Annotated in this window: 27 protein-coding genes; 18 read left to right on the top strand and 9 right to left on the bottom strand. The window is 61.4% G+C overall.

Annotated features, from left to right (window positions below):
• Positions 1-56 precede the first annotated feature (56 nt).
• The 4 genes from G471_RS0106650 to G471_RS16885 are packed head-to-tail and all read left to right on the top strand — an operon-like array spanning position 57 to position 2,027.
• Entirely contained in the window at positions 57-677 is a 621-nt protein-coding gene (locus G471_RS0106650) for an RNA polymerase sigma factor (protein ID WP_245580514.1), read from the top strand.
• A complete protein-coding gene (locus G471_RS18660; protein ID WP_157272458.1) occupies positions 674-1,072 on the top strand; it encodes a DUF3619 family protein in 399 nt (132 codons plus the stop codon). Before G471_RS0106650 ends, G471_RS18660 begins: the two co-directional genes overlap by 4 nt.
• Positions 1,042-1,548, top strand: a complete 507-nt coding sequence (locus tag G471_RS16890) for a DUF3106 domain-containing protein (protein WP_081700132.1) — start codon at positions 1,042-1,044, stop codon at positions 1,546-1,548. Before G471_RS18660 ends, G471_RS16890 begins: the two co-directional genes overlap by 31 nt.
• A gap of 14 nt (positions 1,549-1,562) precedes the next feature.
• Positions 1,563-2,027 carry an RDD family protein gene (locus G471_RS16885; protein ID WP_081700131.1) on the top strand — a complete coding sequence of 155 codons (465 nt, stop codon included), beginning with the start codon at positions 1,563-1,565 and terminating at the stop codon, positions 2,025-2,027.
• Here the strand turns inward: G471_RS16885 and lptG are convergent.
• Together lptG and lptF are read right to left on the bottom strand one after the other, a co-directional pair.
• Complete coding sequence (lptG, locus tag G471_RS0106630) at positions 1,977-3,050, bottom strand: LPS export ABC transporter permease LptG (RefSeq protein ID WP_028994660.1); 1,074 nt, start codon at positions 3,048-3,050, stop codon at positions 1,977-1,979. The genes G471_RS16885 and lptG overlap by 51 nt on opposite strands.
• Positions 3,047-4,141: an LPS export ABC transporter permease LptF gene (gene lptF / locus G471_RS0106625; RefSeq protein ID WP_028994659.1), complete on the bottom strand. Its 1,095-nt coding sequence runs from the start codon at positions 4,139-4,141 to the stop codon at positions 3,047-3,049. The genes lptG and lptF overlap by 4 nt, the downstream gene beginning before the upstream one ends.
• Before the next feature lie 73 nt (positions 4,142-4,214).
• Between lptF and G471_RS0106620 the strand changes: the two genes are divergently transcribed.
• From G471_RS0106620 to G471_RS0106600, 5 genes are read left to right on the top strand one after another with little or no spacing between them, the layout of a single operon-like run.
• On the top strand, positions 4,215-5,711 hold the full coding sequence (locus G471_RS0106620) for a leucyl aminopeptidase (RefSeq protein WP_028994658.1): 1,497 nt from the start codon (positions 4,215-4,217) through the stop codon (positions 5,709-5,711).
• Positions 5,708-6,130 (top strand): DNA polymerase III subunit chi, encoded by a 423-nt coding sequence (locus tag G471_RS0106615; protein ID WP_028994657.1) that lies wholly within the window; start codon positions 5,708-5,710, stop codon positions 6,128-6,130. Before G471_RS0106620 ends, G471_RS0106615 begins: the two co-directional genes overlap by 4 nt.
• A gap of 8 nt (positions 6,131-6,138) precedes the next feature.
• Positions 6,139-6,480 carry a hypothetical protein gene (locus tag G471_RS0106610; RefSeq protein ID WP_028994656.1) on the top strand — a complete coding sequence of 114 codons (342 nt, stop codon included), beginning with the start codon at positions 6,139-6,141 and terminating at the stop codon, positions 6,478-6,480.
• Positions 6,481-6,510: 30 nt separating this feature from the next.
• Positions 6,511-8,061, top strand: a complete 1,551-nt coding sequence (locus tag G471_RS0106605) for a glycosyltransferase family 39 protein (RefSeq protein WP_081700130.1) — start codon at positions 6,511-6,513, stop codon at positions 8,059-8,061.
• 49 nt (positions 8,062-8,110) lie between these two features.
• Complete coding sequence (locus G471_RS0106600; RefSeq protein WP_028994654.1) at positions 8,111-10,948, top strand: valine--tRNA ligase; 2,838 nt, start codon at positions 8,111-8,113, stop codon at positions 10,946-10,948.
• A 25-nt stretch (positions 10,949-10,973) separates the two neighbouring features.
• Here G471_RS0106600 and pabB read toward each other — a convergent pair whose 3' ends face one another.
• From pabB to G471_RS0106585, 3 genes are all read right to left on the bottom strand, one after another.
• Positions 10,974-12,587, bottom strand: coding sequence for an aminodeoxychorismate synthase component I (gene pabB, locus G471_RS0106595; RefSeq protein WP_051295316.1), 1,614 nt, complete (start codon positions 12,585-12,587; stop codon positions 10,974-10,976).
• A 122-nt stretch (positions 12,588-12,709) separates the two neighbouring features.
• Positions 12,710-12,937 (bottom strand): sulfurtransferase TusA family protein, encoded by a 228-nt coding sequence (locus G471_RS0106590; protein ID WP_028994652.1) that lies wholly within the window; start codon positions 12,935-12,937, stop codon positions 12,710-12,712.
• Between the two features lie 37 nt (positions 12,938-12,974).
• Positions 12,975-14,423 (bottom strand): M48 family metalloprotease, encoded by a 1,449-nt coding sequence (locus G471_RS0106585; RefSeq protein ID WP_028994651.1) that lies wholly within the window; start codon positions 14,421-14,423, stop codon positions 12,975-12,977.
• Between the two features lie 64 nt (positions 14,424-14,487).
• On the opposite strand from G471_RS0106585, the gene moaC reads away from it, so the two are divergent.
• The 3 genes from moaC to soxZ are packed head-to-tail and all read left to right on the top strand — an operon-like array spanning position 14,488 to position 15,764.
• Positions 14,488-14,970, top strand: a complete 483-nt coding sequence (gene moaC, locus G471_RS0106580; protein WP_028994650.1) for a cyclic pyranopterin monophosphate synthase MoaC — start codon at positions 14,488-14,490, stop codon at positions 14,968-14,970.
• A gap of 10 nt (positions 14,971-14,980) precedes the next feature.
• A complete protein-coding gene (gene soxY / locus G471_RS0106575) occupies positions 14,981-15,451 on the top strand; it encodes a thiosulfate oxidation carrier protein SoxY (RefSeq protein ID WP_043420958.1) in 471 nt (156 codons plus the stop codon).
• A gap of 1 nt (position 15,452) precedes the next feature.
• Positions 15,453-15,764 carry a thiosulfate oxidation carrier complex protein SoxZ gene (gene soxZ / locus G471_RS0106570; protein WP_028994648.1) on the top strand — a complete coding sequence of 104 codons (312 nt, stop codon included), beginning with the start codon at positions 15,453-15,455 and terminating at the stop codon, positions 15,762-15,764.
• Positions 15,765-15,831: 67 nt separating this feature from the next.
• Here soxZ and G471_RS0106565 read toward each other — a convergent pair whose 3' ends face one another.
• Entirely contained in the window at positions 15,832-16,035 is a 204-nt protein-coding gene (locus tag G471_RS0106565) for a cold-shock protein (RefSeq protein ID WP_028994647.1), read from the bottom strand.
• A 243-nt stretch (positions 16,036-16,278) separates the two neighbouring features.
• On the opposite strand from G471_RS0106565, the gene clpS reads away from it, so the two are divergent.
• The 4 genes from clpS (at position 16,279) to G471_RS0106540 (ending at position 19,969) form a co-directional block, all read left to right on the top strand.
• Positions 16,279-16,587 carry an ATP-dependent Clp protease adapter ClpS gene (gene clpS / locus G471_RS0106555; RefSeq protein WP_028994646.1) on the top strand — a complete coding sequence of 103 codons (309 nt, stop codon included), beginning with the start codon at positions 16,279-16,281 and terminating at the stop codon, positions 16,585-16,587.
• Positions 16,587-18,845, top strand: a complete 2,259-nt coding sequence (gene clpA / locus G471_RS0106550; protein WP_028994645.1) for an ATP-dependent Clp protease ATP-binding subunit ClpA — start codon at positions 16,587-16,589, stop codon at positions 18,843-18,845. The genes clpS and clpA overlap by 1 nt, the downstream gene beginning before the upstream one ends.
• A gap of 63 nt (positions 18,846-18,908) precedes the next feature.
• Positions 18,909-19,400, top strand: a complete 492-nt coding sequence (rraA, locus tag G471_RS0106545) for a ribonuclease E activity regulator RraA (protein ID WP_028994644.1) — start codon at positions 18,909-18,911, stop codon at positions 19,398-19,400.
• Positions 19,346-19,969 (top strand): DUF922 domain-containing protein, encoded by a 624-nt coding sequence (locus G471_RS0106540; RefSeq protein ID WP_028994643.1) that lies wholly within the window; start codon positions 19,346-19,348, stop codon positions 19,967-19,969. The genes rraA and G471_RS0106540 overlap by 55 nt, the downstream gene beginning before the upstream one ends.
• Before the next feature lie 8 nt (positions 19,970-19,977).
• Here G471_RS0106540 and G471_RS0106535 read toward each other — a convergent pair whose 3' ends face one another.
• Positions 19,978-21,774: a methyl-accepting chemotaxis protein gene (locus tag G471_RS0106535; RefSeq protein ID WP_028994642.1), complete on the bottom strand. Its 1,797-nt coding sequence runs from the start codon at positions 21,772-21,774 to the stop codon at positions 19,978-19,980.
• Positions 21,775-22,075: 301 nt separating this feature from the next.
• Between G471_RS0106535 and aceA the strand changes: the two genes are divergently transcribed.
• Complete coding sequence (gene aceA, locus G471_RS0106530) at positions 22,076-23,386, top strand: isocitrate lyase (protein ID WP_028994641.1); 1,311 nt, start codon at positions 22,076-22,078, stop codon at positions 23,384-23,386.
• Between the two features lie 133 nt (positions 23,387-23,519).
• Positions 23,520-23,735 (top strand): HP1242/YdcH family protein, encoded by a 216-nt coding sequence (locus G471_RS0106525; protein WP_028994640.1) that lies wholly within the window; start codon positions 23,520-23,522, stop codon positions 23,733-23,735.
• A gap of 87 nt (positions 23,736-23,822) precedes the next feature.
• Here the strand turns inward: G471_RS0106525 and G471_RS0106520 are convergent, their stop codons facing one another.
• Together G471_RS0106520 and G471_RS0106515 are read right to left on the bottom strand one after the other, a co-directional pair.
• Positions 23,823-24,176, bottom strand: coding sequence for a YbaN family protein (locus tag G471_RS0106520; RefSeq protein WP_028994639.1), 354 nt, complete (start codon positions 24,174-24,176; stop codon positions 23,823-23,825).
• On the bottom strand, positions 24,173-25,075 hold the full coding sequence (locus G471_RS0106515; RefSeq protein WP_028994638.1) for a LysR family transcriptional regulator: 903 nt from the start codon (positions 25,073-25,075) through the stop codon (positions 24,173-24,175). Before G471_RS0106515 ends, G471_RS0106520 begins: the two co-directional genes overlap by 4 nt.
• Positions 25,076-25,114: the final 39 nt, after the last annotated feature.

Genomic DNA, 25,114 nt, shown 5'->3' with positions numbered 1-25,114 from the left:
CAAGCCCAAAAAGCTGTTGACTGAAAAGGGCGTAACCTTAATCGACACGCCCCCCGGTGGTCAAGGTACCCCCTGAAAAACAACAGCATCCGTGCCTTTTTGCCGAAAGAACAATCCTGGCCTCGCCGCACCAGCTCGCCACCTTCCTCGAATCCTCGGAACGCCGCGCCTTCAAGCAGGCGCTCTATGCGGTACGCGAAGAAGAAGCCGCCCTCGACATCGTCCAGGATGCGATGATGAAGCTCGCCGAGAAATACGGCGACCGGCCGGCCGAGGAATTTCCGATGCTGTTCCAGCGCATCCTGCAGAACACCATCCGCGACCATTTCCGGCGCAGCAAGGTGCGTAACCTGTGGACCACCGCGCTGTCGGTTTTCAGCCAGGACGACGACGAACAGGATCCGCTCGACACACTGCAATCCGGCCAGGATCAGGGCAACGCCAAAACGCCGGAAAGCGAGCTGCTGCAAAGCAGGACACTGGCGGTGATCGAAAACGAAATAAAAAAACTTCCGCCACGTCAACGCGAAGCCTTTGTCATGCGTTACTGGGAGGAAATGGATGTCGCCGAGACGGCAAATGCAATGGGATGTTCCGAAGGAAGCGTCAAGACCCATTGCTCGCGTGCAACGCACACGCTGGCGGCAGCGCTGGCGGCAATGGGGATCAGTTTATGAATGTAGAAAGACAGGCATATCGCATCAGGCAGGTGCTGAATCATGGCTTGCGGGACGTCTCCCCGGCGGCTTCCCGTCGCCTGGAAGCCGCTCGCCACATGGCACTGAACCGGCAAAAACAGCCCGAACACCAGCTGGTGGCGGAGCTGGCCGGCTATCCGGCCGGCAGCCCGACCATCGGGGGGAAACAGGAAGTTTCCGCCATCGGACGTTCGCTGCTGGCAATCCTCGCACTACTGTTCGGCATGTGGCTGGCTTTCCATTGGCACAGCGAACGCTACGTCGCCGAGATCGAGGCCATCGACAGCGCACTGCTGACCGACGACCTGCCTCCGGACGTATTGCTCGACAGGGATTTCCTTGAATGGCTCAAAGACAACTCATCCGAGGACTGATCCTGGCGCTGGCCTGCCAGTTTCCAGCCCATGCCGCACCGCCGACGACAGCAATCATCGGCACCGCGCCGCAACCGGAATGGCAGGCACTGCCGGCCAGTCAGCGCAAGATACTGGCGCCGCTGGCTGATGAATGGAGTGCGATGGAACACGTCAGGCGCAAGCAGTGGCTGGCGTCGGCCGCCCGCTATCCATCAATGTCGGAAACCGAAAAACAGCGTTTCCAGGCCCGGATGAACGACTGGGCAAAAATGACGCCCGAGCAGCGAGCCAAGGTGCGCGAGAACTACCTGGAGATCAATCGACTGCCCACGGACGAGAAGGAAGTGATCAAGAAAAAGTGGTCGGCCTACAAGCAACTGCCCGAGGAAAAACGACAAGGAGTCCGCGAGAACCACAAATCGGCTATCCTTCTCGCCCCGCCACCTGAACCGGAAACCGGAACGGAGGAAGCGACAGCCGCCTCCGTCGAGTAAGCCGGCTGTACCGCATGATTCACGATCCATCCAGTCTGGGCCGCCGCCTCGGCGCCATGCTCTACGAAGGCCTCGTCGTCTTCGCCATCCTGCTCGCCACCTTCCTGTTCCCGCAGGTCATCCTGTCCGGCTTCGGCTTCAACCCGGGCGGAAAACTGCTCTGGCTGCATGTCTTCCTGGTGCTTGGCGCCTATTTCATCTGGTGCTGGCTGCATGGCGGCCAGACGCTGCCCATGAAAACCTGGAAACTGCGCGTGGTCGACCAGAGCGGCATGCCGCTCCGCCCCCTGCAGGCCATCCTTCGCTACATGGCCGCCTGGCCCAGCATTGTGCTGTTCGGCATCGGCATTTTCTGGGCTTTGTTCGACCGCGAGGGACTGTTCCTGCATGACCGGATCGCCGGCACGCGCATCGACCGGGAAGCGACCTCAGCGCCGCTCGACCCACCAGATCAGCGAAACCGCCGCCAGGAAAAATAGCGCCGCCGGCGCTGCCGCACTGGCCATCGGCGGCCAGGCGTTGATCACGCCGAGATTCGAGAACAGGCCATTGAGGGCGTAAAAGGCAATCCCCAGCATCACCCCCGCGAAGATCTTCAGGCTGACACCACCAACCCGGTCGTGTACGTAACCGAAAGGCAGCGCCAGGGTCACCATGACCAGCGAGGCCAAGGGGTAGAACAGCTTCTTCCAGATGGCGATTTCGTAGCGTTCGGTGTTCTGGCGGTTTGCCGACAGATGTCGCGTATAGCGAAACAGGTCGTACAGGGACATTCGCTCCGGGAGCACCATCAGCGACGACAACAAGCGCGGTGTGATCGACGACTGCCAGACATCTGTCTCCTGGTGCTCGACCCGGGCGACGTCATCATTGATCGTCGTCTTGACCAGACCATCCAGCACCCACTTTCCGTCATCGGCGAATGTCGCCGTACGGGCATCGAGAACCGACTGCAAGGCTCCGCTGCTATCGAACCGGTAGATACGTACCCGCTCAAGGAAACTGTCACTGGCAGCCTGCCGGAAATTGATGAATTCCATCCCGTCCTTGATCCAGACCCCACTCAGGAATCCTTGCTGGGCAAATGGCTTGTTCATCGCCTGTGACTTCAATTCCTGCCCCATCCGTCCGCTGAACGGAACCACCAGCTCCCCCAGAACGAAGGTCAGGATGGCCAGGATCGCGGCAACGCGGTAGAACACCCCTAGCAACTGCGCCATCGACATGCCCGAAGCGCGCAGCACGACAATTTCGGAATGCCTGGCAAATGTTGCCAGGGCATACAAAGTCCCGATCAGACAGGCAACAGGAATGAACTCATAAGCCAGGCCGGGGATGGAGAAAAACACATACCCCAACGCAACCCCGATGCCATAACGCCCCTGGCCGACGCTGCGGGCTTCTTCGATGAAATCGAAAAAGGCAAACAGAACGACGAAGGCCAGCAACACCAGGAAAACGGCCTTCAACGCCTCGCGCATCAAATAACGACGATGGATCATCGCATTACCCCAGCAGCATTCACCCGCTTGAGCCTGAAACCTGACATCCGTCCGTAATACAAAGCCACCATCGGCAACAACATCAGGACATGCGGCAACAATACGGCAACCAGAAACGGCAGCTTTCCGCCAATGAACCAAGCCTGACAGGTCAGGATCAGGTTACTGTAGATCGCATAAACCAGAATCGCGATCAACAGATTGGCGGAACGCCCCGAGCGAGGATTGACGTAAGCCAGAGGCAGCGCCATTACAGCCAGCAGCAAGGCCGACACCGGCATAGCCAGGCGCCAGATCAACTCCCCCAGATTCTCGGCGGATGGCTGCTCAAGCAATTCTGCAAGAGACATCCTGCTTGGCGACATGCTCGTCTTGCGCACCTCACCTCCCGAGTTGCGCACCGCATAACGCTCAAAATCCATGATCTTGAAGGCCGCGCTACCCGGCTCCACTTCATAGCGCCGGCCATTTTCCAGAACCAGAAAGCGATCACCGTTTTCACGGGTTTCCTGCCGCCCCCCCACCGACATCACGACGCCGAGTTTCCCCTCCTGAATGGAGGCCATGAAAACATTGCCGATCTTGTCGACCTCGCCATCAAGCCGCTCGACAAAATAGACCAGCCGTCCATTGCGCACCTCGGTAAAGGCTCCTGGCGATATCGTCGTCAGCTCGGAGCGCGCTGACAACTCTGCAAGATAATCCCCCTGAACTCGGTTTGCCCATGGCGACAAAGAAAGCGAAAGCACTGCAATCACCACCACCAGCGGCAAGGCAAAACGCAAGACCGGACGGAGCCAGTCGGTCAAGGGCATGCCGCTGGCAAACCAGACAACCATTTCCGAATCCCGGTACATTCTGGTCAAAGGCAGCAGGACTGAAACGAAAAGCGTCAGGGTCAGCAGCATCGGCAAAAACTTGACCAGCGCAAAACCCAGCAATGCCACCACCCCTTCGGGTGCGACATGACCGCCGGCGGCATCCTTGAGGAGCCGGATCAACTGGATGGAGGTGACAATGGCCAGCAGGACAATGCTGATGCCAGCTGCTGCCTGAGCGAATTCACGCCTTGCGGTGCGCTCGAATATCATGCTTTGACGAAACCGAAAAAATACGTGGATAATCCACGGGATGCCGATATTTCCTTGGTACTAGGAGCAGCGCGTGGAATTTAGCATAAAAAGTGGTAGCCCGGAGAAACAGCGCAGCGCTTGCGTCGTCGTCGGCGTGTTCGAGAACCGGCGCCTGACGCTTTCCGCCGAACTGCTCGACAACGCATCCGGCGGTTTCATCGGTGAAATCGTCCGGCGCGGCGACATGAACGGCAAGTCTGGCTCCACCCTGCTGCTGCACAACGTTCCCGGCACGCTCAGCGACCGCATCCTGCTGGTCGGCCTGGGCAAAGAAAAGGACTTCCGGGAAAAGGACTACTGTTCCGCCATCCGCACGGCGGTCAAGGCCCTCGACGGAACCGGCGCCCAGGATGCCAGCGTGTTCCTCAGCGAAGTCGCCGTCCGCAAACGCGGCATTGCCTGGCGCATCCGCCAGGCAGTGGTCAGCGCGCTGACCGCCACCTACCGCTTCGAGCAATTCAAGAGCAAGGCCGACGAGCCCCGTCGACCGCTGCGCAAGCTGACCCTGATCGTCGAACGGCGCAACGAACTCGGCCTGGCTGAAAACGCCCTGCAGCAAGGCCTGGCCATCGGCGAAGCCTGCGCCTTGACGCGCGATCTCGGCAACCTGCCGCCGAATGTCTGCCACCCGACCTATCTCGCCGAACAAGCCCGGGCGCTGGCCGCAGAATTCGGACTGGACTGCGAGGTCCTCGAACGCAGCGACATGGAAGCCCTCGGCATGCATTCGCTGCTGGCGGTTGCCCATGGCGCCGAACAGCCACCCAAACTGATCGTCCTGCATTACAAGGGCGCAGCCAAGTCCGAAAAACCCGTGATCCTGGTCGGCAAGGGCGTCACTTTCGACACCGGTGGCATTTCGCTGAAGCCTGGTGCCGACATGGACGAGATGAAGTACGACATGTGCGGCGCCGCCAGCGTGCTCGGCGCGATCAAGGCGGTGGCGAAGATGGCCCTGCCGATCAACCTGACGGTAATCGTGCCGGCGACCGAGAACATGCCCGACGGCAAGGCCACCCGCCCGGGCGACATCGTCACCTCGATGTCCGGCCAGACCATCGAAATCCTCAACACCGACGCTGAAGGCCGCCTGATCCTCTGCGACGCGCTGACCTACGCCGAGCGCTTCAACCCCGAGATCGTCATCGACGTCGCCACCCTCACCGGCGCCTGCGTCGTCGCCCTCGGCAACGTTGCCACCGGCCTGTTCGCCAACAAGGACAGCCTGGCCCGCGACCTGCTCGAAGCCGGCGAGGAAACCGGCGACCGCGCCTGGCACCTGCCGCTGTGGGACGAATACCAGGATTTGCTGAAAAGTCCGTTTGCCGACATGGCCAACATCGGTGGCCGCTGGGGCGGTGCGATCAGCGCCGCCTGCTTCCTGTCGCGGTTCACCAAGAAATACGACTGGGCGCACCTCGACATCGCCGGCACGGCCTGGACCTCGGGCAAGGACAAGGGCGCCACCGGGCGGCCGGTTCCGCTGCTGACCCAGTACCTGATGCAACGCGCCGGACAAGTCGATTGACCCAGGTCTTCTTCTACCACGGGGCATCGGACAAGATCGCCGCCGCCTGCGCACTGATCGGCGGCGCCTGGGCCAAACGCAAGCCGATGCTGGTCTATGCGCCGGACCAAGCGGTCGCCGACAGTGTCGACCGCCTGCTATGGACGCGCGACCAGTTGAGTTTCGTCCCGCACTGCCGGGCCGACGCGCCGCATGCCGACGAAACGACTATCCTGATCGCCGTCAAGCTGGACAAGATCGCGCAAACCGAAAGACTGATGAATCTTTCGCGCGACATCCCGGCCGCCTACCAGCGCTTCCAGAGCCTGATCGAAGTCGTCGGCCAGGACGAGGATGAACGACTGGCCGCCCGGGAACGGGTTCGTCTTTACAAGGAACAGGGCTGTGAAGTCCGTTACTTTGACCTGAACGACCGCTAGGAGGACGCATGCCCAGCCCCATCCTTGCCCGCGCCGACGCCCTGATGCAACGCCGTCACCTGAACACCACCGACAGCGAGGATGTCCCGGTGCTCACCGACGCATTGCCCGCCGACGACATCCCGACACTCTTCGATGTCGAAAATCCGCCGCCAGCGAAGACCATGCCGTGTTCGCCAGCAATTCAAGCGGAGACCCGGACCGAGCCGGCAGACATCAGCGCAGCAGAAACCCAGGAAGCCATCATTCGCGAACTGAGCCAGCAGATCATCCAGCGGCTGAATCAAGCGCTCCCCACCATCATTGAAGCGACTATTCGCGATTATCTGGCCGAACAAGAGATGCGATGACCCGCATGCGGGTCATCGCAAACCAGCACCATGATCACTGGCAGCCCCTGCAGACGTTTTCCGGCGCGGAAGGAATTCTTCCTGTCGCTACCTGGCGTGATGATCGCAGTTGCGATCTATACATTCGTGCATGGTACGACCCGCCTCATTGCCTCGAACAACCTGGGCGAAGACGACCCGCTCGACAATCTGCTTGTGCAGACCCTGGCCAATGGCTACACCACTGAGCATGGCCCGCTCTACAACTGGCTGCTGTGGTTGTTGCAGCAAGTCATGGGCCACGGTCCGGCCAGTTTTCTCGTCCTCAAATATTCGCTGCTGACCGGCGTTGCTGCTTTCATTTTCCTGATTACCCGGCGCCTTACCGGTAGCCCCTGGTGGGCATTCATTGCGGTCGAATCACTGGCCGCGGTTTACCAGACCTTCTGGCGATTGCACGAAGGCTTCACCCATCGGGTCGGGACCATGTTCCTGATCATGGCCACCCTGTGGGCAGCCATCCAGCTTGCCGAACACGGACGCTGGCGCGACACGTTACTTTTTTCCTTGCTCATCGGCCTCGGCCTGCTCAGCGAACATTGGTTCATTGCTTTCTTCATCGCGCTATTGCTGGCCGGCAGCTTGCAGCCGCAGATCAGGGAGCGCCTGTTCTCGGCGCGACTCCTTGCCTGCCTGCCGCTGACCTTGCTGATCGCCGCCCCCTACCTGCTTTGGCTGAGTGGCGAGCCACAGCGCCTGAACGAACTGGTCGCCACCTATCGCCCTGATCTTGCATCTCACTCACCTGCCGGCATGCTCGCCGGGGCACGCGATGCGCTGCTTCTCCCGATTCTTGTTCTCGCACCATGGATATTCATTGTTCCGGCAACTTTTCCTGGCATCTGGCGCGGCCTGTGGCAGGCCCCCTCGCCTGCCGACGGCGGTGTAAACCTGTTGCGCTGGCTGCGCGACATGTTGTTGCTCCAGTTGTTTGGCCTCGTCTTGATCAAGGGACTACTGTTCGCCCATTCGAATTACGCCGTGCATGGCTTGCTGCCCATGTTCCTGCCGACCGTCATCTGGCTGACCGCAAAGATCAGCGAATCACAACCGTCCCCCGGGCGCATCAAGGCGTTCATGATCATTCTGCTGGCCTTTACTGCCACCGCCTACGGCATGCGGGCCGGCAACCTGTTCGTCCAGGAACCCTTCTGTTCTCGTTGCCGCTGGGGAATTCCCTACGCCGAACTGGCGAACGACATCCGCGCCCGGGGATTCAGCGACGGCCTGCTGATCACCAACAGCGTCCAGACTGGCGGCAATCTTCGGCCTTATTTCCCACAAGCACGCATTGAAATCGCCGGCCAGTCGACTGGCAGTATCCCGACCGGGCAAAGCCTCGCCATCGTCTGGACAACGAACAATGGCAAACTGGATGGCGAAAAGGAACTGCAACAACTACTGACCGAATACCGGATCACCAAGCAGCCCGACATCAAACACTTTCCATGGCAGCATCACTGGCGGGAACCGGGATACCGGGACGCGGCCTGGGGCATCGTGCTAGCCCCTCCCGCAGCTACGGAATTCGATACTCACTGATTCCCCGGCTGGGTATAATCGTCGGTTTTCCCCACTCGTCGCCAAGCCCATGGAACTCGCCAAAGCCTTTGAACCCGCCGACATCGAACGCCACTGGTATCCCGAGTGGGAGGCCAAAAATTACTTCGCGGCCGGCGTAGACAGCAAGCAGCAAGACAATTTCTGCATCCTGCTGCCGCCGCCCAATGTGACCGGCACGCTGCACATGGGTCACGGCTTCAACCAGACGATCATGGACGCGCTGACCCGCTACTACCGGATGCGCGGCCACAACACGCTGTGGCAGCCGGGCACCGACCACGCCGGCATCGCCACCCAGATTGTCGTCGAGCGCCAGCTCGATGCGCAGGGCATCAGCCGCCACGACCTCGGCCGCGAGAAGTTCCTGGAAAAGGTCTGGGAATGGAAGGAATACTCGGGCAACACCATCACCAAGCAGATGCGCCGCATGGGCACCAGCCCGGACTGGACGCGCGAGCGCTTCACCATGGATGCCGGCCTCAACAAGGTCGTCACCGAAACCTTCGTCCGCCTGTTCAACGAAGGCCTGATCTACCGCGGCAAGCGCCTGGTGAACTGGGACCCGAAGCTGCACACCGCCGTCTCCGATCTGGAAGTTGTGCAGGAAGAGGAAGACGGCTTCATGTGGCAGATCCGCTACCCGCTGGCCGACGGCTCGGATAGCCTGGTGGTCGCCACGACGCGTCCGGAAACCATGCTCGGCGACACCGCCGTGATGGTCCATCCGGAAGACGAGCGCTACAAGCACATGATCGGCAAGATGGTGAAACTGCCGCTGACCGGCCGCGAAATCCCGGTGATCGCTGACAGCTACGTCGATCTCGAATTCGGTACCGGCTGCGTCAAGGTCACGCCGGCCCACGACTTCAACGACTACGCCGTCGGCCAGCGCCACAACCTGCCGATGATCTCGATCCTGACGCTGGACGCGAAGATCAACGATCACGCGCCGGAAAAATATCGCGGCCTGGACCGCTTCGACGCCCGCAAGGCCGTCGTCGCCGACCTCGAAGAACAAGGCATCCTGGTCAAGGTCGACAAGCACAAGCTGAAGGTGCCGCGCGGCGACCGGACCAATGTCGTGATCGAGCCGATGCTGACCGACCAGTGGTTCGTCGCCATGAGCAAGCCTGGCGAGGACGGCAAGTCGATCACGGAAAAGGCGCTGGAAGTCGTCCATTCCGGCGAGATCAAGTTCTACCCGGAAAACTGGGTCAACACCTACAACCAGTGGCTGAACAACATCCAGGACTGGTGCATCTCCCGCCAGCTGTGGTGGGGCCACCAGATTCCGGCGTGGTACGGCGTCAATGGCGAGGTCTTCGTCGCCCACAGCGAGGAGGAAGCCCGCGCCCAGGCCGACAAGGCCGGTTACGCCGGCCAGTTGAGCCGCGACGAGGACGTCCTCGACACCTGGTTCTCGTCCGCCCTGTGGCCGTTCTCGACGCTGGACTGGACCGGCGACGAAGCCGTCGACGCGGCCAACCCGCTGCTCAAGCAATACCTGCCGTCATCGGTGCTGGTCACCGGCTTCGACATCATCTTCTTCTGGGTCGCGCGCATGGTCATGATGACCAAGCAGATCACCGGCCAGATCCCGTTCAAGCACGTCTATGTGCACGGCCTGATCCGCGACGGCGAAGGCCAGAAGATGTCGAAATCCAAGGGCAACGTGCTCGACCCGATCGACCTGATCGACGGCATCGGCATCGACGCGCTGGTCGAGAAACGCACCTTCGGCCTGATGAACCCGAAGCAGGCCGAAAGCATCGCCAAGAAGACGCGCAAGGAATTCCCGGAGGGCATCCCAGCCTTCGGTACCGATGCGCTGCGCTTCACCTTCGCCTCGCTCGCCTCGCCCGGCCGTGACATCAAGTTCGACCTGAATCGCTGCGACGGCTACCGCAATTTCTGCAACAAGCTGTGGAACGCCACGCGCTTCGTGCTGATGAACGTCGAAGGCCACGACCTGGCGCTCGACCACCAGCAGTTGCAGGGCGGTGCCTGCGCCGTGCCGGAAGGTGAATCGCGCCTGAAATTCAGCTTCGCCGACCGCTGGATCGTCAGCCAGCTGCAACGCGTCGAAGCCGAGGTCGAGCAGCACTTCATCGACTACCGCTTCGATCTGCTCGCCCAGGCCATCTACAAGTTCGTCTGGGACGAGTTCTGCGACTGGTATCTGGAAATCGCCAAAGTCGAAATCCAGACCGGCGACGAAGCCCAGCAGCGCGGCGCCCGCCGGACCCTGATCCGCACGCTGGAAGCCATCCTGCGCCTGGCCCACCCACTGATTCCCTTCGTCACCGAGGAACTGTGGCAGACCGTCGCCCCGATTGCCGGGCGCAAGACGCACGACTCGATCATGCTCGCCGCCTACCCGCGTGCCGACCTGTCGCGCCTCGACGCAGCCAGCGAAGCCAAGGTCGAGCGACTGAAAGCGCTGACCCACGCCTGCCGCAACCTGCGTGGCGAAATGAATCTTTCGCCGGCCCAGCGCATGCCGCTGCTGGTTGCCGGCGGCGGTGAAGAAATCGCCGAGTTCGCGCCCATCCTGCAATCGCTGGCCAAGCTGTCGGAAGTCCAGATCGTCGCCGACATTCCGCAGGACGCCATGGCGCCGGTCGCCGTCGTCGGCGAAACCCGGCTGATGCTCAAGGTCGAGATCGACGTTGCCGCCGAGAAGATCCGTCTGGGTAAAGAAATCGAGAAGCTGGAAAAGCAGATCGCGATTGCCCAGGGCAAGCTCGCCAACGAGGGCTTCGTCGCCCGCGCGCCGGCTGCCGTGATCGATCAGGAAAAGCAGCGGGTCGCCGATTTCAGCGCCACGCTGGAAAAACTCAAGCCGCAACTGGCCAAGCTCGGCTGAAAACCGGGCCGGCTGAAACGCGTTTTCAGCCGGCCTGCTGCCAGCGCGCCGGCATCAGGCCGCGCAGGGCATTGCCCAGCCAGAAACCTGCGGCCAGATCGGCCGGGTACAGCACCGCCTCGCGGGCGCGCCCGCTGGCCAGCAAGCTGGCCCGCAACACGCCGGGCAAGGCGCCGCTGCTCAAGGGCGGCGTCAGCAGCACACCGTCGCGCTCGACGAAGACGTTGCTGCGTGCGCCTTCGGCCACTTCGCCCCGTTGATTGAGAAAAATCGCGTCGAAACAGCCGGCCGGCAAATCCTCGAGCGCCCGGTCGTAAACCGCCCGCGCCGTCGTCTTGTGGCGGCGCAGCGGATCGTCGGCATCGATCGGCGTCGCCGCCAGGACCGCCTCCTGAACCTCAGACGGCGTCGTCGCCAATGGAAAGGAGTGCACGGTGATCGTACCCGCCTTGTCGAGCGTCAGCCGCACCCGCCAGGTACCGGCGGTCGGCTGCCCGGCGAGCTCCCGGCACAGCAACTGCTCGTCGAGCGGAAAACCCAGCCAGGCGGCAGAACGTTTCAGGCGCGCCAGGTGCCCGGCCCACATGGGATAGACGCCGCCGTCGCGGCGCAGGGTTTCGATCAATTGCAAGCCGGGATCGCAATCGCGCAGGAAAGCAGCCTTCAGCCGGCACTCGGCCCATTCGGCCGCCCCCTCGGAATCGGCAACGATGCCGCTGCCAACGCCCATCCGCCCGCATCCACCGGCAGCCAGTGCCAGCGTACGGATGGCGACGTTGAGCCGGAAGTCGCCATCCGGCGCCAGCCAGCCGAAAGCGCCGGTGTAGATGCCGCGCGGTGCCGCTTCCAGTTCGCCGATGATCTGCATGGCACGGATCTTGGGCGCGCCGGTGATCGAACCGCAGGGAAACAGCGCCGGCAGGATTTCGGCAAAACGCCGACCACCGACCGACGCGGAAATTTCCGAAACCATCTGGCGCACCGTCGGGTAATCCTCGATCTCGAACAGGCGGTCAACACGCACGCTGCCGTTGTCGGCGATACGGCCAAGGTCGTTGCGCAGCAGATCGACGATCATCAGGTTTTCGGCGCGATCCTTGAGCGAATCGCGCAGCACTTCCGGCGGCATATCCAGCGGCGCCGTTCCCTTCATCGGCCGGGTCAGCAAGCGCTCACCGCGCCGTTCGACGAACAGCTCCGGCGACAGCGAGACGATCCCCTGCCGATCATCGCCGACAAAACCACCGTAGCGGACCGGCTGGCGCTGACGCAGCCGGGCGTACAGGTCGAGCGGCGAGCCGAACCAGTCGAATTCGAGCGGAAAGGTGAAATTGACCTGATAGCAATCGCCGGCGGCAATCCACGCCTTGATCCGGTCAATCGCGTCGACATAGGCAGGCTCATCGAGCGTTTCATGCCAGCCGCCAATGCCGGCCGGCCGGCCCGGCGCGTGATCGGCCAGCCAGCCCGCAGCCTGCGCTGCGTCCAGTGCGATGCGTTCGCGGAAACGCCAGAAGCGCGCCAAGGGCCGACCGTCCGGTTGCCAGCCCGGCGGCGCCGAGCGCGGCTCGAGCAGGTAACCCAGTTCGTAGTCGAGCGCGACGACCGTCCACGCCGGTGTTTCGTCGATCTGCCGCAATGCATCGGCCAGCGTCTGCCGGTCGACAGCCTCGATCAGCGAGACGAAACCGGCGAAACGAAAAGCGGCGGGTTCGCCCGCCGGCGCCCGCCTGTCTTCGAAAAACGCGGTGAATCCGGAGCTTATTTGCGCTTCAGGTAGTACTCGAAAACCCGATCCTCTTCCCGCTGGGCGACCAGCTCGTTGCCGGTCTGCTTGGCAAATGCGGGGAAGTCCTTCAGGGAACCGGGATCGGTCGCCTGCACACGCAGCACCTGACCGGAATCCATTTCGGCCAGGGTCTTCTTGGTGCGCAGGATGGGCAGCGGGCAATTCAGGCCCTTTACGTCGAGGTCGCGATCAAATTCCATGGTCGTTTTATCTGGGAACAATGTCGGGATTTTACCCTTAATTGCGGCTTTCCTTGAGTTCTTCAAGACGTCGCAGTTTGAGTTCCCGCAAACGTGCATCGATGGCCGACATTTCGTAGAAATTACCGTCGCCGGCCTTGGCGGCCAATTCCAGCTGTTCGATGGCCCCGGCCGTCTGTCCCTGCAAGGCAAAGACTTCGGCCAGCGCCCGATGCTGCATGGCGTTCTGGCCGAGACCGGCATGGGAGGCGGCACGCAGGCGATGCAGCCGGATGTCGTCGGCAGCCACCCGCAACTGCCCTTCGGCAAAACGCAGGGCGTCGTTGAAACGCCGCGCCTCGAGCAAGGCGGCGCCATAGCCGTAGAGCAGCGCCCGGTTCAGCGGATAACGCGCCATCGCATCGCGGTAGATACGCAAACCCTCGTCCGTCTTGCCCTGGGCAACCCGGACATCGGCGGCCAGCCGCTCGAGCATCGCCGACGACTGCTTGAGTGCCCGCGCCGCATCGATCTCGCGCTGTGCCGCCGGCCAGTCGCGGGCCCGGAAATGGGCAGTCGCCAGACCGTAGCGAGTAGCCACCTCGGAAGTGAACTTGCGTTCGGCCAGTTGCGCCGACAAATCCCGGATCACGTCGGCCGGACGCCCCTGCATGGCCCGCAAGCGGGCCCGCACCAGATGGAATTCCAGGCTGTCCGGCACCTGGCGATAAGCCAGCCCCTGTTCCCGATTCTGCATGTCGGCCAGACGCTCGCCGGTCAGCGGGTGGGTACGCAGATAGGCAATGGCATTGTTTTCGTACAGACGAACCGATTGCTGCAGGCGCTCGAAGAATGCTGCCATGCCCCGTTCGTCGAAACCGGCCTTGCCGAGCATCTCGAAGCCGAGGCGGTCCGACTCGCGCTCGAAATCGCGCGAATACGCCAATTGCGCCGAGATCGCACCGGCCTGCGAAGCCGCAATGGCGGCGCTGGCCGCCTGCGGATTGGAACTGGCAGCGAGCAGGCCCAGGCCCATCGCCACCATCGACGCGATGCTGATGCGCTTGGACTGGAACAACTGGCGGGCAATATGGCGCTGGGTGACGTGCGAAACCTCGTGCGCCAGCACGCCGGCCAGTTCGGACTCGCTCTGCGCCGACAGGATGAGCCCGGTATGCACACCGATGTAGCCGCCGGGCATGGCGAAGGCGTTGATGCTCGGATCGTTGATGGCGAAGAACTCGAAACCGAAGCCCGGATCGTGGCTGAAACCGGCCAGTCGTCCGCCCAGATGATTCAGGTAGGCCTCGACGTCGTGGTCCTCAAGATAGGCAGCCTCACGCTGCCGGATCTGTTGCATGATCTGCTGCCCGATACGCTTCTCGGTAGCAATCGACAGCGCCTCGCTCGACACTTCGCCGAGTTCGGGCAGATTCTGCGCGGCAACGGGCGAAACCGCCATGACGGCGGCCAGGACAAGCGCAATGAGGCGTCTGATTCGAGGCATGGTGCTATGATAGCGCAGTCATTCCGGCCACCGCCGGGCACTTCGTAACCAAAAGTAAGCTACCGTGACCGACTCCCCCCTGACGCATTTCGACAGCGCCGGCCAGGCGCACATGGTCGATGTCGGCGCCAAGCAGGAAACTGCGCGCGTCGCCCGTGCCGCCGGCACCATCACCATGCAGCCGGAAACCCTGGCGCTGATCCGCGAAGGCTCGGCCAAGAAAGGCGATGTCCTCGGCATCGCCCGCCTTGCCGCGATCCAGGCCAGCAAGCGCACCGGCGATCTGATCCCGCTGTGCCACCCGATTGCCCTGACCCGCGTTGCCGCCGACTTTGTCATCGACGAGACGCAGCACGCCGTGCATTGCGAAGTCACGGCGGAATGTTTCGGCCGCACCGGTGTCGAAATGGAAGCCCTGACCGCGGCGTCGGTCGGGTTGCTGACTATCTACGACATGTGCAAGGCCGTCGATCGCGGCATGCGCATCGACAACATCCGCCTGCTCGAGAAAAAGGGCGGCAAATCTGGACATTGGCAAGCTGACTGAAAAACGACTCATGGAACTACGCAGAAAACTACTCAAAGGCGGCGTCTCGGCGACGCTGCTCGCCCCCTTGCTGGGCGCTGGCCTGCTGACGCCGGGACGCGTCCTGGCCAGCGAATGGAAACGCAGTGCCTTCACCGCACAGAACGCCGCCGACGCGCTGACCAGGCTGGGCGTCGCTGCCTCGGCCGAATCGCGGGAAATCGAATTCAAGGCACCGGAAATCGCCGAAAACGGCGGCAAGGTCGAGATCGAAATCCTGTGCAAGCTGCCCAACACGCGCAGCCTGCTGATCATCGCCGAGAAGAATCCGATGCCCCTGTGCGCCGAACTCAACTTCAACGGCAAAGCCCTGCCCTACGCCAGGGTGCAATTGAAACTCGCCGAGACCATGCGCATCCGGGCCGTTGCCCGCACGGCGGACGGTCGCAATCATGTGGCCTTCCGCGAAATCAAGGTCACCCTTGGCGGCTGTGGAGGCTGAAATGAGCGAACCGATCCGTATCCGCGCACAACTTCAGGGCGAAATTGCCGACATTCGCGTGCTCATGCACCATCCGATGGAAACCGGCCAGCGCCGCGACGAATCCGGCAAACCGGTGCCCGTGCATTTCATCCAGACCTTTTCCGTGAAACTGAACGGTCAGGCACTGATCGACGGGCAACTGAACACCTCGATTTCGCGCAACCCGCTGTTCGCCTTCAAGGCCGGCGGCATCAAGGCCGGCGACAAGTTGTCGGTCCAATGGACCGACAATACCGGCGCCCAGCGCCAGGACGAAATCACCGTCGGCTAAGGGACTGCCAGACGAAAAAAAGCCCGTCGAATCGACGGGCTTTTTGCTTTCCGTTTATCCGCGAGTATCAGGCGCGCTGGATATTGGATGCTTGCTTGCCTTTCGGCCCCTGAACCACTTCGAAGGAGACCTTCTCGCCTTCCTTCAGGGTCTTGAAGCCATTCATGTTGATGGCGGAGAAATGTGCGAAGAGGTCTTCGCTGCCATCGTCGGGCGTAATGAAACCGAAGCCCTTGGAATCATTGAACCACTTGACAGTACCGATTGCCATATCTGCTACTTTCCTACAAAAAAGCGTACGAATTTCCGGGTCTCCCCGACTCCCTGTTTGAGCTCAACGACCCGGAACACGTAGTACCCGCGATACAGCCTGAATCCAAACACAGCCATTTTTTACGCCAGTTGAATTTTTCCGTCAACAATTTTCAATGCCGCAGCGCAGCATGGTTTCAGGCAAGGGAATTGCTTGTTCGTTAGTGTTGCAGATTGGGACGGACTGTATAGAATCGAACGCATGGCTACCAAGATTCAGGAAGGCGGACAACTTGAGGCATTGCGCAGCAAGCTGCGGCCGCCACGCATGTACAAGGTGATGTTGCTGAACGACGATTTCACACCCATGGATTTCGTCATCAACGTTTTGCAACGTTTTTTTTCGTTGGATACTGAACAAGCGACACGAATCATGCTCAAAGTTCACAACGAGGGTCGCGGTACCTGCGGGATTTTCCCCCGGGACATCGCGGCGACCAAAGTCGAACAAGTCACGGCGTACGCCCGCCAGCACCAGCACCCGCTAGCGTGCATCATGGAGGAAAACTGATGATTGCCCAGGAACTCGAAGTCAGCCTGCACATGGCCTTCGTTGAGGCGCGCCAGAAGCGCCACGAATTCATCACCGTCGAGCACCTCCTGCTAGCCCTGATCGACAATCCGTCGGCCGCCGACGCCCTGCGTGCCTGTGGTGCGAAACCCGACACGCTGCGCAAGGATCTGAGCAATTTCATCGACGAGCACACGCCGACCGTCTCCGGCGAGGACGACATCGATACCCAGCCGACCCTGGGTTTCCAGCGCGTCATCCAGCGCGCCATCCTGCATGTCCAATCTTCGGGCAAGAAGGAAGTGAACGGCGCCAACGTGCTGGTCGCCATCTACGGCGAAAAGGATTCGCACGCCGTGTATTTCCTGCAGAAGCAGGGCGTCACCCGGCTCGACGTGGTCAATTACATCTCGCACGGCATCAGCAAGGTGCCGCAACAGAAGGCCACGCCGGAAGGCGAGGTCGAGACCGAGGGCGAAAAGGCCGAAGCCGGCCCGCTCGAGCAATACACGATCAACCTCAACGCACTCGCGCTGCAGGGCAAGATCGACCCGTTGATCGGCCGCGACAAGGAACTCGAACGCGTCATCCAGACGCTGTGCCGGCGGCGCAAGAACAATCCGCTGCTGGTCGGCGAAGCCGGCGTCGGCAAGACGGCGATCGCCGAAGGCCTGGCGCGCAAGGTGGTCGAGGGCGACGTGCCGGAAATCCTGGCCAAGGCCAACGTTTATTCGCTGGACATGGGTTCGCTGCTGGCCGGCACCAAGTATCGCGGCGACTTCGAGCAGCGTCTGAAGGGCGTCCTGAAAGCGCTGCAGGACAACCCGCACGCGATCCTGTTCATCGACGAGATCCACACCCTGATCGGCGCCGGCTCGGCCTCGGGCGGCACGCTCGATGCCTCCAACCTGCTCAAGCCGGCGCTGTCGTCAGGCCAACTGAAGTGCATCGGCGCCACCACCTACACCGAGTTCCGTGGCATTTTCGAGAAGGACAGCGCGCTGTCGCGGCGCTTCCAGAAGATCGACGTCAATGAGCCGTCGGTCGCCGAGACCATCGAAATCCTCAAGGGCCTGAAGGCACGCTTCGAGGCGCACCACGGGATCAAGTACTCGACCACGGCGATCGCGTCGGCAGTCGAGCTGGCCTCACGCTACATCACCGACCGTCACCTGCCGGACAAGGCCATCGACGTCATCGACGAGGCCGGCGCAGCCCAGCGCATCCTGCCGAAGTCCAAGCAGAAGAAGACGATCAACAAGACCGACATCGAGGAAATCGTCGCCAAGATTGCCCGCATTCCGTCGCAGCACGTGTCGATGGACGACCGCAGCGTACTCAAGAACCTCGACCGCGACCTGAAGGCGACCGTCTTCGGGCAGGACAAGTCGATCGATGCGCTGACCAAGGCGATCAAGATGGCCCGGTCCGGCCTCGGCAACCCGGGCAAGCCGATCGGCTCCTTCCTGTTCTCCGGCCCGACCGGCGTCGGCAAGACCGAAGTCGCCAAGCAACTGGCCTACTTCCTCGGCATCGAACTGCAACGTTTCGACATGTCCGAGTACATGGAACGTCACGCCGTCTCCCGCCTGATCGGCGCGCCGCCGGGCTACGTCGGCTTCGACCAGGGTGGCCTGCTGACCGAAGCGATCACCAAGAAGCCCTACTGCGTGCTGCTCCTCGACGAAATCGAGAAAGCGCATCCGGACATCTTCAACATCCTGCTCCAGGTCATGGACCACGGCACACTGACCGACAACAACGGACGCAAGGCCGACTTCCGCAACGTGGTCATCATCATGACCACCAATGCCGGCGCCGCCGACCTGCAGAAGTCGTCGATGGGCTTCACGTCGAGCAAGGAAACCGGCGACGAAATGGCCGAAATCAAGCGCCTGTTCACGCCCGAGTTCCGCAACCGGCTGGACGCCACGATTTCCTTCCGGCCGCTCGACCACGACATCATCCTGCGCGTCGTCGACAAGTTCCTGATGCAGCTGGAAGAACAGCTGCACGAGAAGAAGGTCGAGGCCCACTTCACCGATGCGGTCAAGGAAATGCTCGCCGAAAAGGGCTTCGACCCGCTCATGGGCGCGCGGCCGATGGCCCGTCTGATCCAGGACACGATCCGCTCGGCACTGGCCGACGAATTGCTGTTCGGCAAGCTGGCCAGCGGCGGCAAGGTCACGGTCGACCTCGACGCGGACGGCAAGATCAAACTCGATTTCGAGGAAGAAAACCTCGAAGCCACCGTCTGACAATTGCCTTTCCCCCCAAAAGCCGTGCAAGATTGCACGGCTTTTTCATTTCCGGAGACCCGAATGAGCTTCAAGACCCCCGACCTGTGCGACCAGTACGAGACCGAACTCGGCAAGACGGTGCGCGTTGTCGCCCCGATGTTCCAGCGCTACGGCGGCCGCACGGCTTTTTCCGGCGAGATCGTCACGCTGAAGATTTTCGAGGACAACACCCTGGTCCGCGAAATCTTCAATGAGCCCGGTCAGGGCAAGGTGCTGGTCATCGATGGCGGCGGCTCGCTGCGCTGCGCCCTGGTCGGCGACCAGTTGGCCATCCTGGCCCACAAGAACGGCTGGGAAGGCGTGGTCGTCTATGGCTGCATCCGCGACTCCGGTGACATCAACGGTATCGACATCGGCGTGCGCGCCCTCAACACGCACCCGCAGAAAACCGTCAAGAAAGGCATCGGCGACCGCAATCTGCCGCTGACTTTCGGCGGCGTCACCTTCCATCCTGGCGAATGGCTCTACGCCGACGAGGATGGCGTGCTCGTGTCGGCCAAACCACTGCTCTGAATCGCCATCTCGTCGCGGCATTCTGGCTGCTGACCCAGGCCGCTCCACCGGCCTGGGCCGAACTTCAGGAAAGCATCCGCACCCGCCATTACACCGCTGACCACCGCCCCGGGACGACGCTGCTGTCCAGTCTGAACCGGCACTCACCGATCCGGCAGGATGGCCAGGTGTTTCATGCCTACACGGCGTGGAACATTCAGTGGAATTTCCGTTGGTGGGAAGAACGCGACGGTCGTTGTCGGGTTACCAGCAACCGCACCAGCCTGCAGGCCGAACTCACGCTACCGCAACTCAACACGGGCGATCCAGCGGTTCGCCGTCGTTTCGACCTCTACCTGCTGGCGCTCCGCGCGCACGAAATGGAACACGTGAAGATTGCCCGGGACTACGGACGACGCATCGATGAAGGCATCCTGCGCCTGCCGCAAATGCCCTCCTGCGCCGAGCTCACCCGCGCCGCCAACGGTCTGGGCGAAAGAATGATGCGGGAGGCCGCCGCGGCCGAACGCGAGATGGACCGGCAGACCAACTATGGCGCCCGCCAGGGCGCCACCCTGCTGGGCGACTGAGACGGGGCTCAGCCCTCCAGCAGCACGGCGCTTTCGCAGCCGACCCGCACTGTTCCCCAGTGACGGCCACCGACCATGATCGGCATGTTGATTTCGGACAGGATTTCCCCGGTATCGCGGGCGTAGGTCTGGACCAGCAGCGGCTGGGTATTTTTCGCCCCACGCTGCCCGGTCACGTCGTCCCAGATGCGCCGGGTACGGTTTCCGACCAGATCGTTCTGGTAGTTGCCGGTCAGGGGCCGGGAGAATTTCTGGTTGTGGATGGCACCATAACCCCGGTTATCGATGATCAGCGCATAGACGCCGCCGCGCAGGCTGGATAGCGCCTGCTCGAACAAGGGCTGGATCTGCTGTTCGAAGCTGCTGCAATAGCTGACCTCGTACTTCTGCGGATTGGTGTTGGGCATCGGGCGATAGTTCTGATCCCAGATATCGACCCCGCGCGATGCCAGTTCGGCCAGTTTGTCCTGGATGGCATCACGGAACTGGCGTGCCTTGTCGACGTTGAAGTCGAATGCACCGCGCCCGATCTTGAAGCGCGAGACCAGCTCCTGGACGCTCTCGGTCGCCTGGCTGAGCGCCTGCGTTGTCTGCTCGGAAGACTTCATGCTGCCGGCAACTTCGATCGACAAATCGTGCACCTGATGCACCGACTCATGCACCTGGGAATTGGTCGCCGTCAGTTGCTCCATGGCAGCGGCAATTTGGTTCAACTGGTCGCCGGTACGTTCAAAATTGCCGACCATCTGCTGGAACTCGCCGGACGAACGTTCAACCACTTCCCGCGTCAAGCGGATGTCGCCGTTGATGACTTCGTTCTCACGCTGGGTTTCGCGGACCAGGTCGATCATGCCGCCGATGTTCACGGTGATTTCCTGGGTCGCCACGTTGACCCGCTCGGCCAGCTTGCGCACCTCGTCGGCAACCACGGCGAAACCGCGTCCCATCTCGCCGGCCCGCGCCGCCTCGATCGCCGCGTTGAGCGCCAGCAGGTTGGTCTGGTCGGCAATATCCTTGATCAGCCCGGCAATCTGGCGAATGCTGTCGGAACGCTCGGCCAGATGGCCAACGGTTTCGTTGAACTGATGCAGCTTGTTGCTGACGCCCTGGACCTTGCCGACGATGTCCTGCATCTCGTCGAGCGAGTTTCGCGCTGTGGCAAGGTTGGTGTCGGTTGAATGCGAAATCAGTTCGGCCGAACTGGAGACCTCCTGGATCGCCTGCACGGCCTCGGAACTGGCGCCGAACACCGAGTTGGCAATCTGCCCCTGCTGGTCGGCTCGTGTCGCCGTCGAAGAAACGGTGCGTTTGACTACCACCGCTTCACGCGCGATGTTCACACTCATCTTGCGGACTTCGCTGATGATCTCGCGCATCTTGTCGGCGAAGCGGTTGTAGGCCTCGGCCAGGGTGCGCAACTCGTCGTGGGTGATGGTCGGCAGATTGCGCGAGAAATCGCCTTCCCCGCGCCCGATCTCGTCAAAAATGGTAGCGATCATGCGCACCGGGCGCAGGATCAGGTAACGAATGTAGAGAATCTGCAGGAGATTCCAGCACAGGGCAATGACAGTCAGCCCTATCATCAGCATCAACCCCTGATCCAGACTCTCGGAAAGGCGCTGCAGGACTTCTGCTGGCGCCCCCGATTTCGCCATTTCCTCGGCCACCACGCCCTTCTGATGGACATAGATACCGAGGTAGAAGAGATCGATGAAGAAGAGCAGCAGGAAACTCATCAACTTCTTGGTCAACGAGTTCCAGAAAGTGCGCTCGACCCAGTCGTAGAGACCTCTGAAGAATTCCATGGAATCACCAAATATATCTAAATTCGTTGAATTCAACCTCGCCAGCCCGGTGCGGTCAAGCGCAAAAACGGGGTAAGCGCGGTGCAAAAAATGTTGCACCGCGTTTCACTGGCATGAACATCGTTTCACATTGCAAAATTTGTCGCCCAATATCTTGTTTTAAAATAATATTTTTTTGTCTTATGTCTTATATAAGACCATTGCTGCCGTGCACGATTTTATCTATACTGTCGGACATCGCAGAACGTAAAAATGTTTCTGCGCAATACCGATTTCCCAACCCAACTTCTGAGGAATACACATGAGCACTCGCGAACAGCAAATCGCCGCCCTGGAAAAAGACTGGGCCGAAAACCCCCGTTGGAAGCTCGTCAAGCGCGGCTACTCCGCTGCTGACGTGGTTCGCCTGCGTGGCTCCCTGCAGCCGGAATACACCCTGGCCCAGCGCGGCGCCAAGGTCCTCTGGGAAAAGGTCAACGGCGGTGCCAAGAAGGGTTATGTGAACGCCTTCGGCGCCATCACCGCTGGTCAAGCCATGCAACAGGCCAAGGCTGGCCTGGAAGCCGTGTATCTGTCCGGCTGGCAGGTTGCTGCCGACGGCAACACCTCCGAAACCATGTACCCGGACCAGTCGCTGTACGCCTACGACTCCGTGCCGACCATGGTTCGCCGCATCAACAACACCTTCAAGCGCGCTGACGAAATCCAGTGGTCGCGTGGCATCAACCCGGGCGACGAAGGCTTCATCGACTACTTCCTGCCGATCGTTGCCGACGCGGAAGCCGGTTTCGGCGGCGTGCTGAACGCCTTCGAACTGATGAAGAACATGATCGCCTCGGGCGCTGCCGGTGTTCACTTCGAAGACCAGCTGGCTGCCGCCAAGAAGTGCGGCCACATGGGCGGCAAGGTGCTCGTCCCGACCCGCGAAGCCGTTGAAAAGCTGATCTCCGCTCGTTTCGCTGCTGACGTCATGGGCGTTCCGACCCTGATCCTGGCCCGTACCGATGCCGAAGCCGCCAACCTGATCACCTCCGACTACGACGAGAACGACAAGCCGTTCCTCACCGGCGAGCGCACCCAGGAAGGTTTCTACCGCGTCAAGAACGGTCTGGAGCAGTCGATCTCCCGCGGCGTGGCCTACGCCCCGTACGCTGACCTCGTCTGGTGCGAAACCGGCGTGCCCGATATCGGCTTCGCCCGCGAATTCGCCCAGGCCGTTCAGGCCGCCTGCCCGGGCAAGCTGCTGTCGTACAACTGCTCGCCGTCGTTCAACTGGAAGAAGAACCTGAACGACTCGCAGATCGCTTCCTTCCAGGAAGAACTGTCGGCGCTGGGCTACAAGTACCAGTTCATCACCCTGGCCGGTATCCACGTCAATTGGTACAACACCTTCAAGTTCGCCCACGCCTACGCTCGCGGCGAAGGCATGAAGCACTACGTGAACATGGTTCAGGAACCGGAATTCGCAGCCCGCGAAGACGGCTACACCTTCGTTTCGCACCAGCAGGAAGTCGGTACCGGTTACTTCGACGAAGTCACCACCGTCATCCAGGGTGGCTCCTCCTCCGTCAAGGCCCTCACCGGCTCGACCGAAGAAGAACAGTTCCACTAAGCAACCGCTTACGATTGCCGCGACATCCTGCGGCATCCAGAAGGCCGATCCTCAAAAGGGATCGGCCTTTTTCATCGTCGGCGCCAGACAGGCGTAGAATCGAACTGAACATACAACCACAAAGGAGCATGCGATGTTTCCCGAATACCGAGACCTGATCACCCGGCTGAAAACCACGGATCGCCACTTCCAGAACCTGTTCGACAAGCACAATGAGCTTGACCAGAAAATCAAGAACATGGAAAACCACGTCGAACCGGGTACCCCACTGGAAATTGAAGTGCTGAAGAAGGAAAAGCTGGCGCTCAAGGACGAGCTTTACGAAGTCCTGCGCAAAGCGGAAGCCTGACAGCAACGGGCTCAAGCGTCCCAGACGCTTAAAAGACCGCCTCATCCGAACGCGGTCTTTTTTTGCGCCGGAAAAATCAAACAAAAACTACTCAGACGGACGAGACCACATCCACAGCAGGATGACCACACCGATGCTTGATGGCAGGTAGCGCCAGTCACCGGGCAAGGAAAACCAGCCGACCACGGCGCTGATCGCCAGCATCAGCGTCGCCAGGCGTTTGGCAACCAAGGGAATGGCGCCACGCTCGCGCCAAGCGATGATCGCCGGTCCAGCCCGCGGATGATTGAGCAGCCGCGCCTCCCATTCCGGATGCGAGCGGGCAAAGCAGTAAGCGGCAAGAATCAGGAAAGGTGTGGTCGGCAGCAGCGGCAGGACGACACCGATCCCGCCCAGAACGAGCGAACACACCCCCAGCACCCGAAAAACCGGCTTTTTCACCGCAATTCCCAATAGCTGGGCCGGCTGTAGTTTTCCTTGAGCAGGTCAATGAACAGGCGCACCCGCAAAGGCAGATGCCGGCGCTGGGGAAACACCGCGTAGATGCCCATGGGTGGCGCCTGCCAGGCATCGAGCACAGAGGTCAGCCGGCCTTCCTTGAGATCGCCCCCTACTTCCCATAACGAGCGCCAGGCCAGCCCGCGCCCGGCCAATGCCCATTCGTGCAGCACCGCACCGTCATTGCACTCGAAACTGCCGCCGACTTTGAGCGTCCGGGTTTCGCCGCTGTCCGGATGGCGGAACAGCCAGCCACGCTGCTGCCCGAGCGAGAGGCAATTGTGCCCGGCCAGGTCATCCGGCGTCCGCGGCACGCCGTGCGCGACCAGGTAGGCCGGACTGGCCACCACCATCCGGCGCATTTCGCCGAGACGCACGCTGACCAAGCTGGAATCGGTCATTTCGCCGATCCGGATGGCGCAGTCGATGTTCTCGTTGATCAGGTCGACCAGGCGGTCGCTGAGGTTGAGATTGACCCGGACCTCCGGATTGGCCTGCATGAAGTCGCCGACCAGCGGCGCCACATGCTGACGACCGAAACCCGCCGGCGCCGATATCTTGAGATAACCGCTGGCCTGCACCCCACCCAGGGAAACGGCGGCTTCGGCGTTGGCTAGGTCGTTGAGCAGCTTCTGACAGTCTTCGAGGAAGGCCTGCCCCTCGAAGGTCAAGGTCAGCCGGCGCGTGGTACGCAACAGCAGACGCACGCCCAGGCGCGCTTCGAGCGCGTCGATACGGCGCCCGATGATGGCCGGCGTGACGCCTTCCAGCCGGGCCGCCGCCGACAAACTGCCCCGGGTTGCGACACTGACGAAGGCTTCGATCTGCTTTAAGCGGCTCATTTGATACCCACAGTAAAAGATGAAGTGATTCTAGCGGTA

The organism is Azonexus hydrophilus DSM 23864, assembly GCF_000429605.1.
Taxonomy (GTDB): Bacteria; Pseudomonadota; Gammaproteobacteria; order Burkholderiales; family Rhodocyclaceae; genus Azonexus; species Azonexus hydrophilus.
This window is presented reverse-complemented; position numbering and strand designations above follow the sequence as displayed.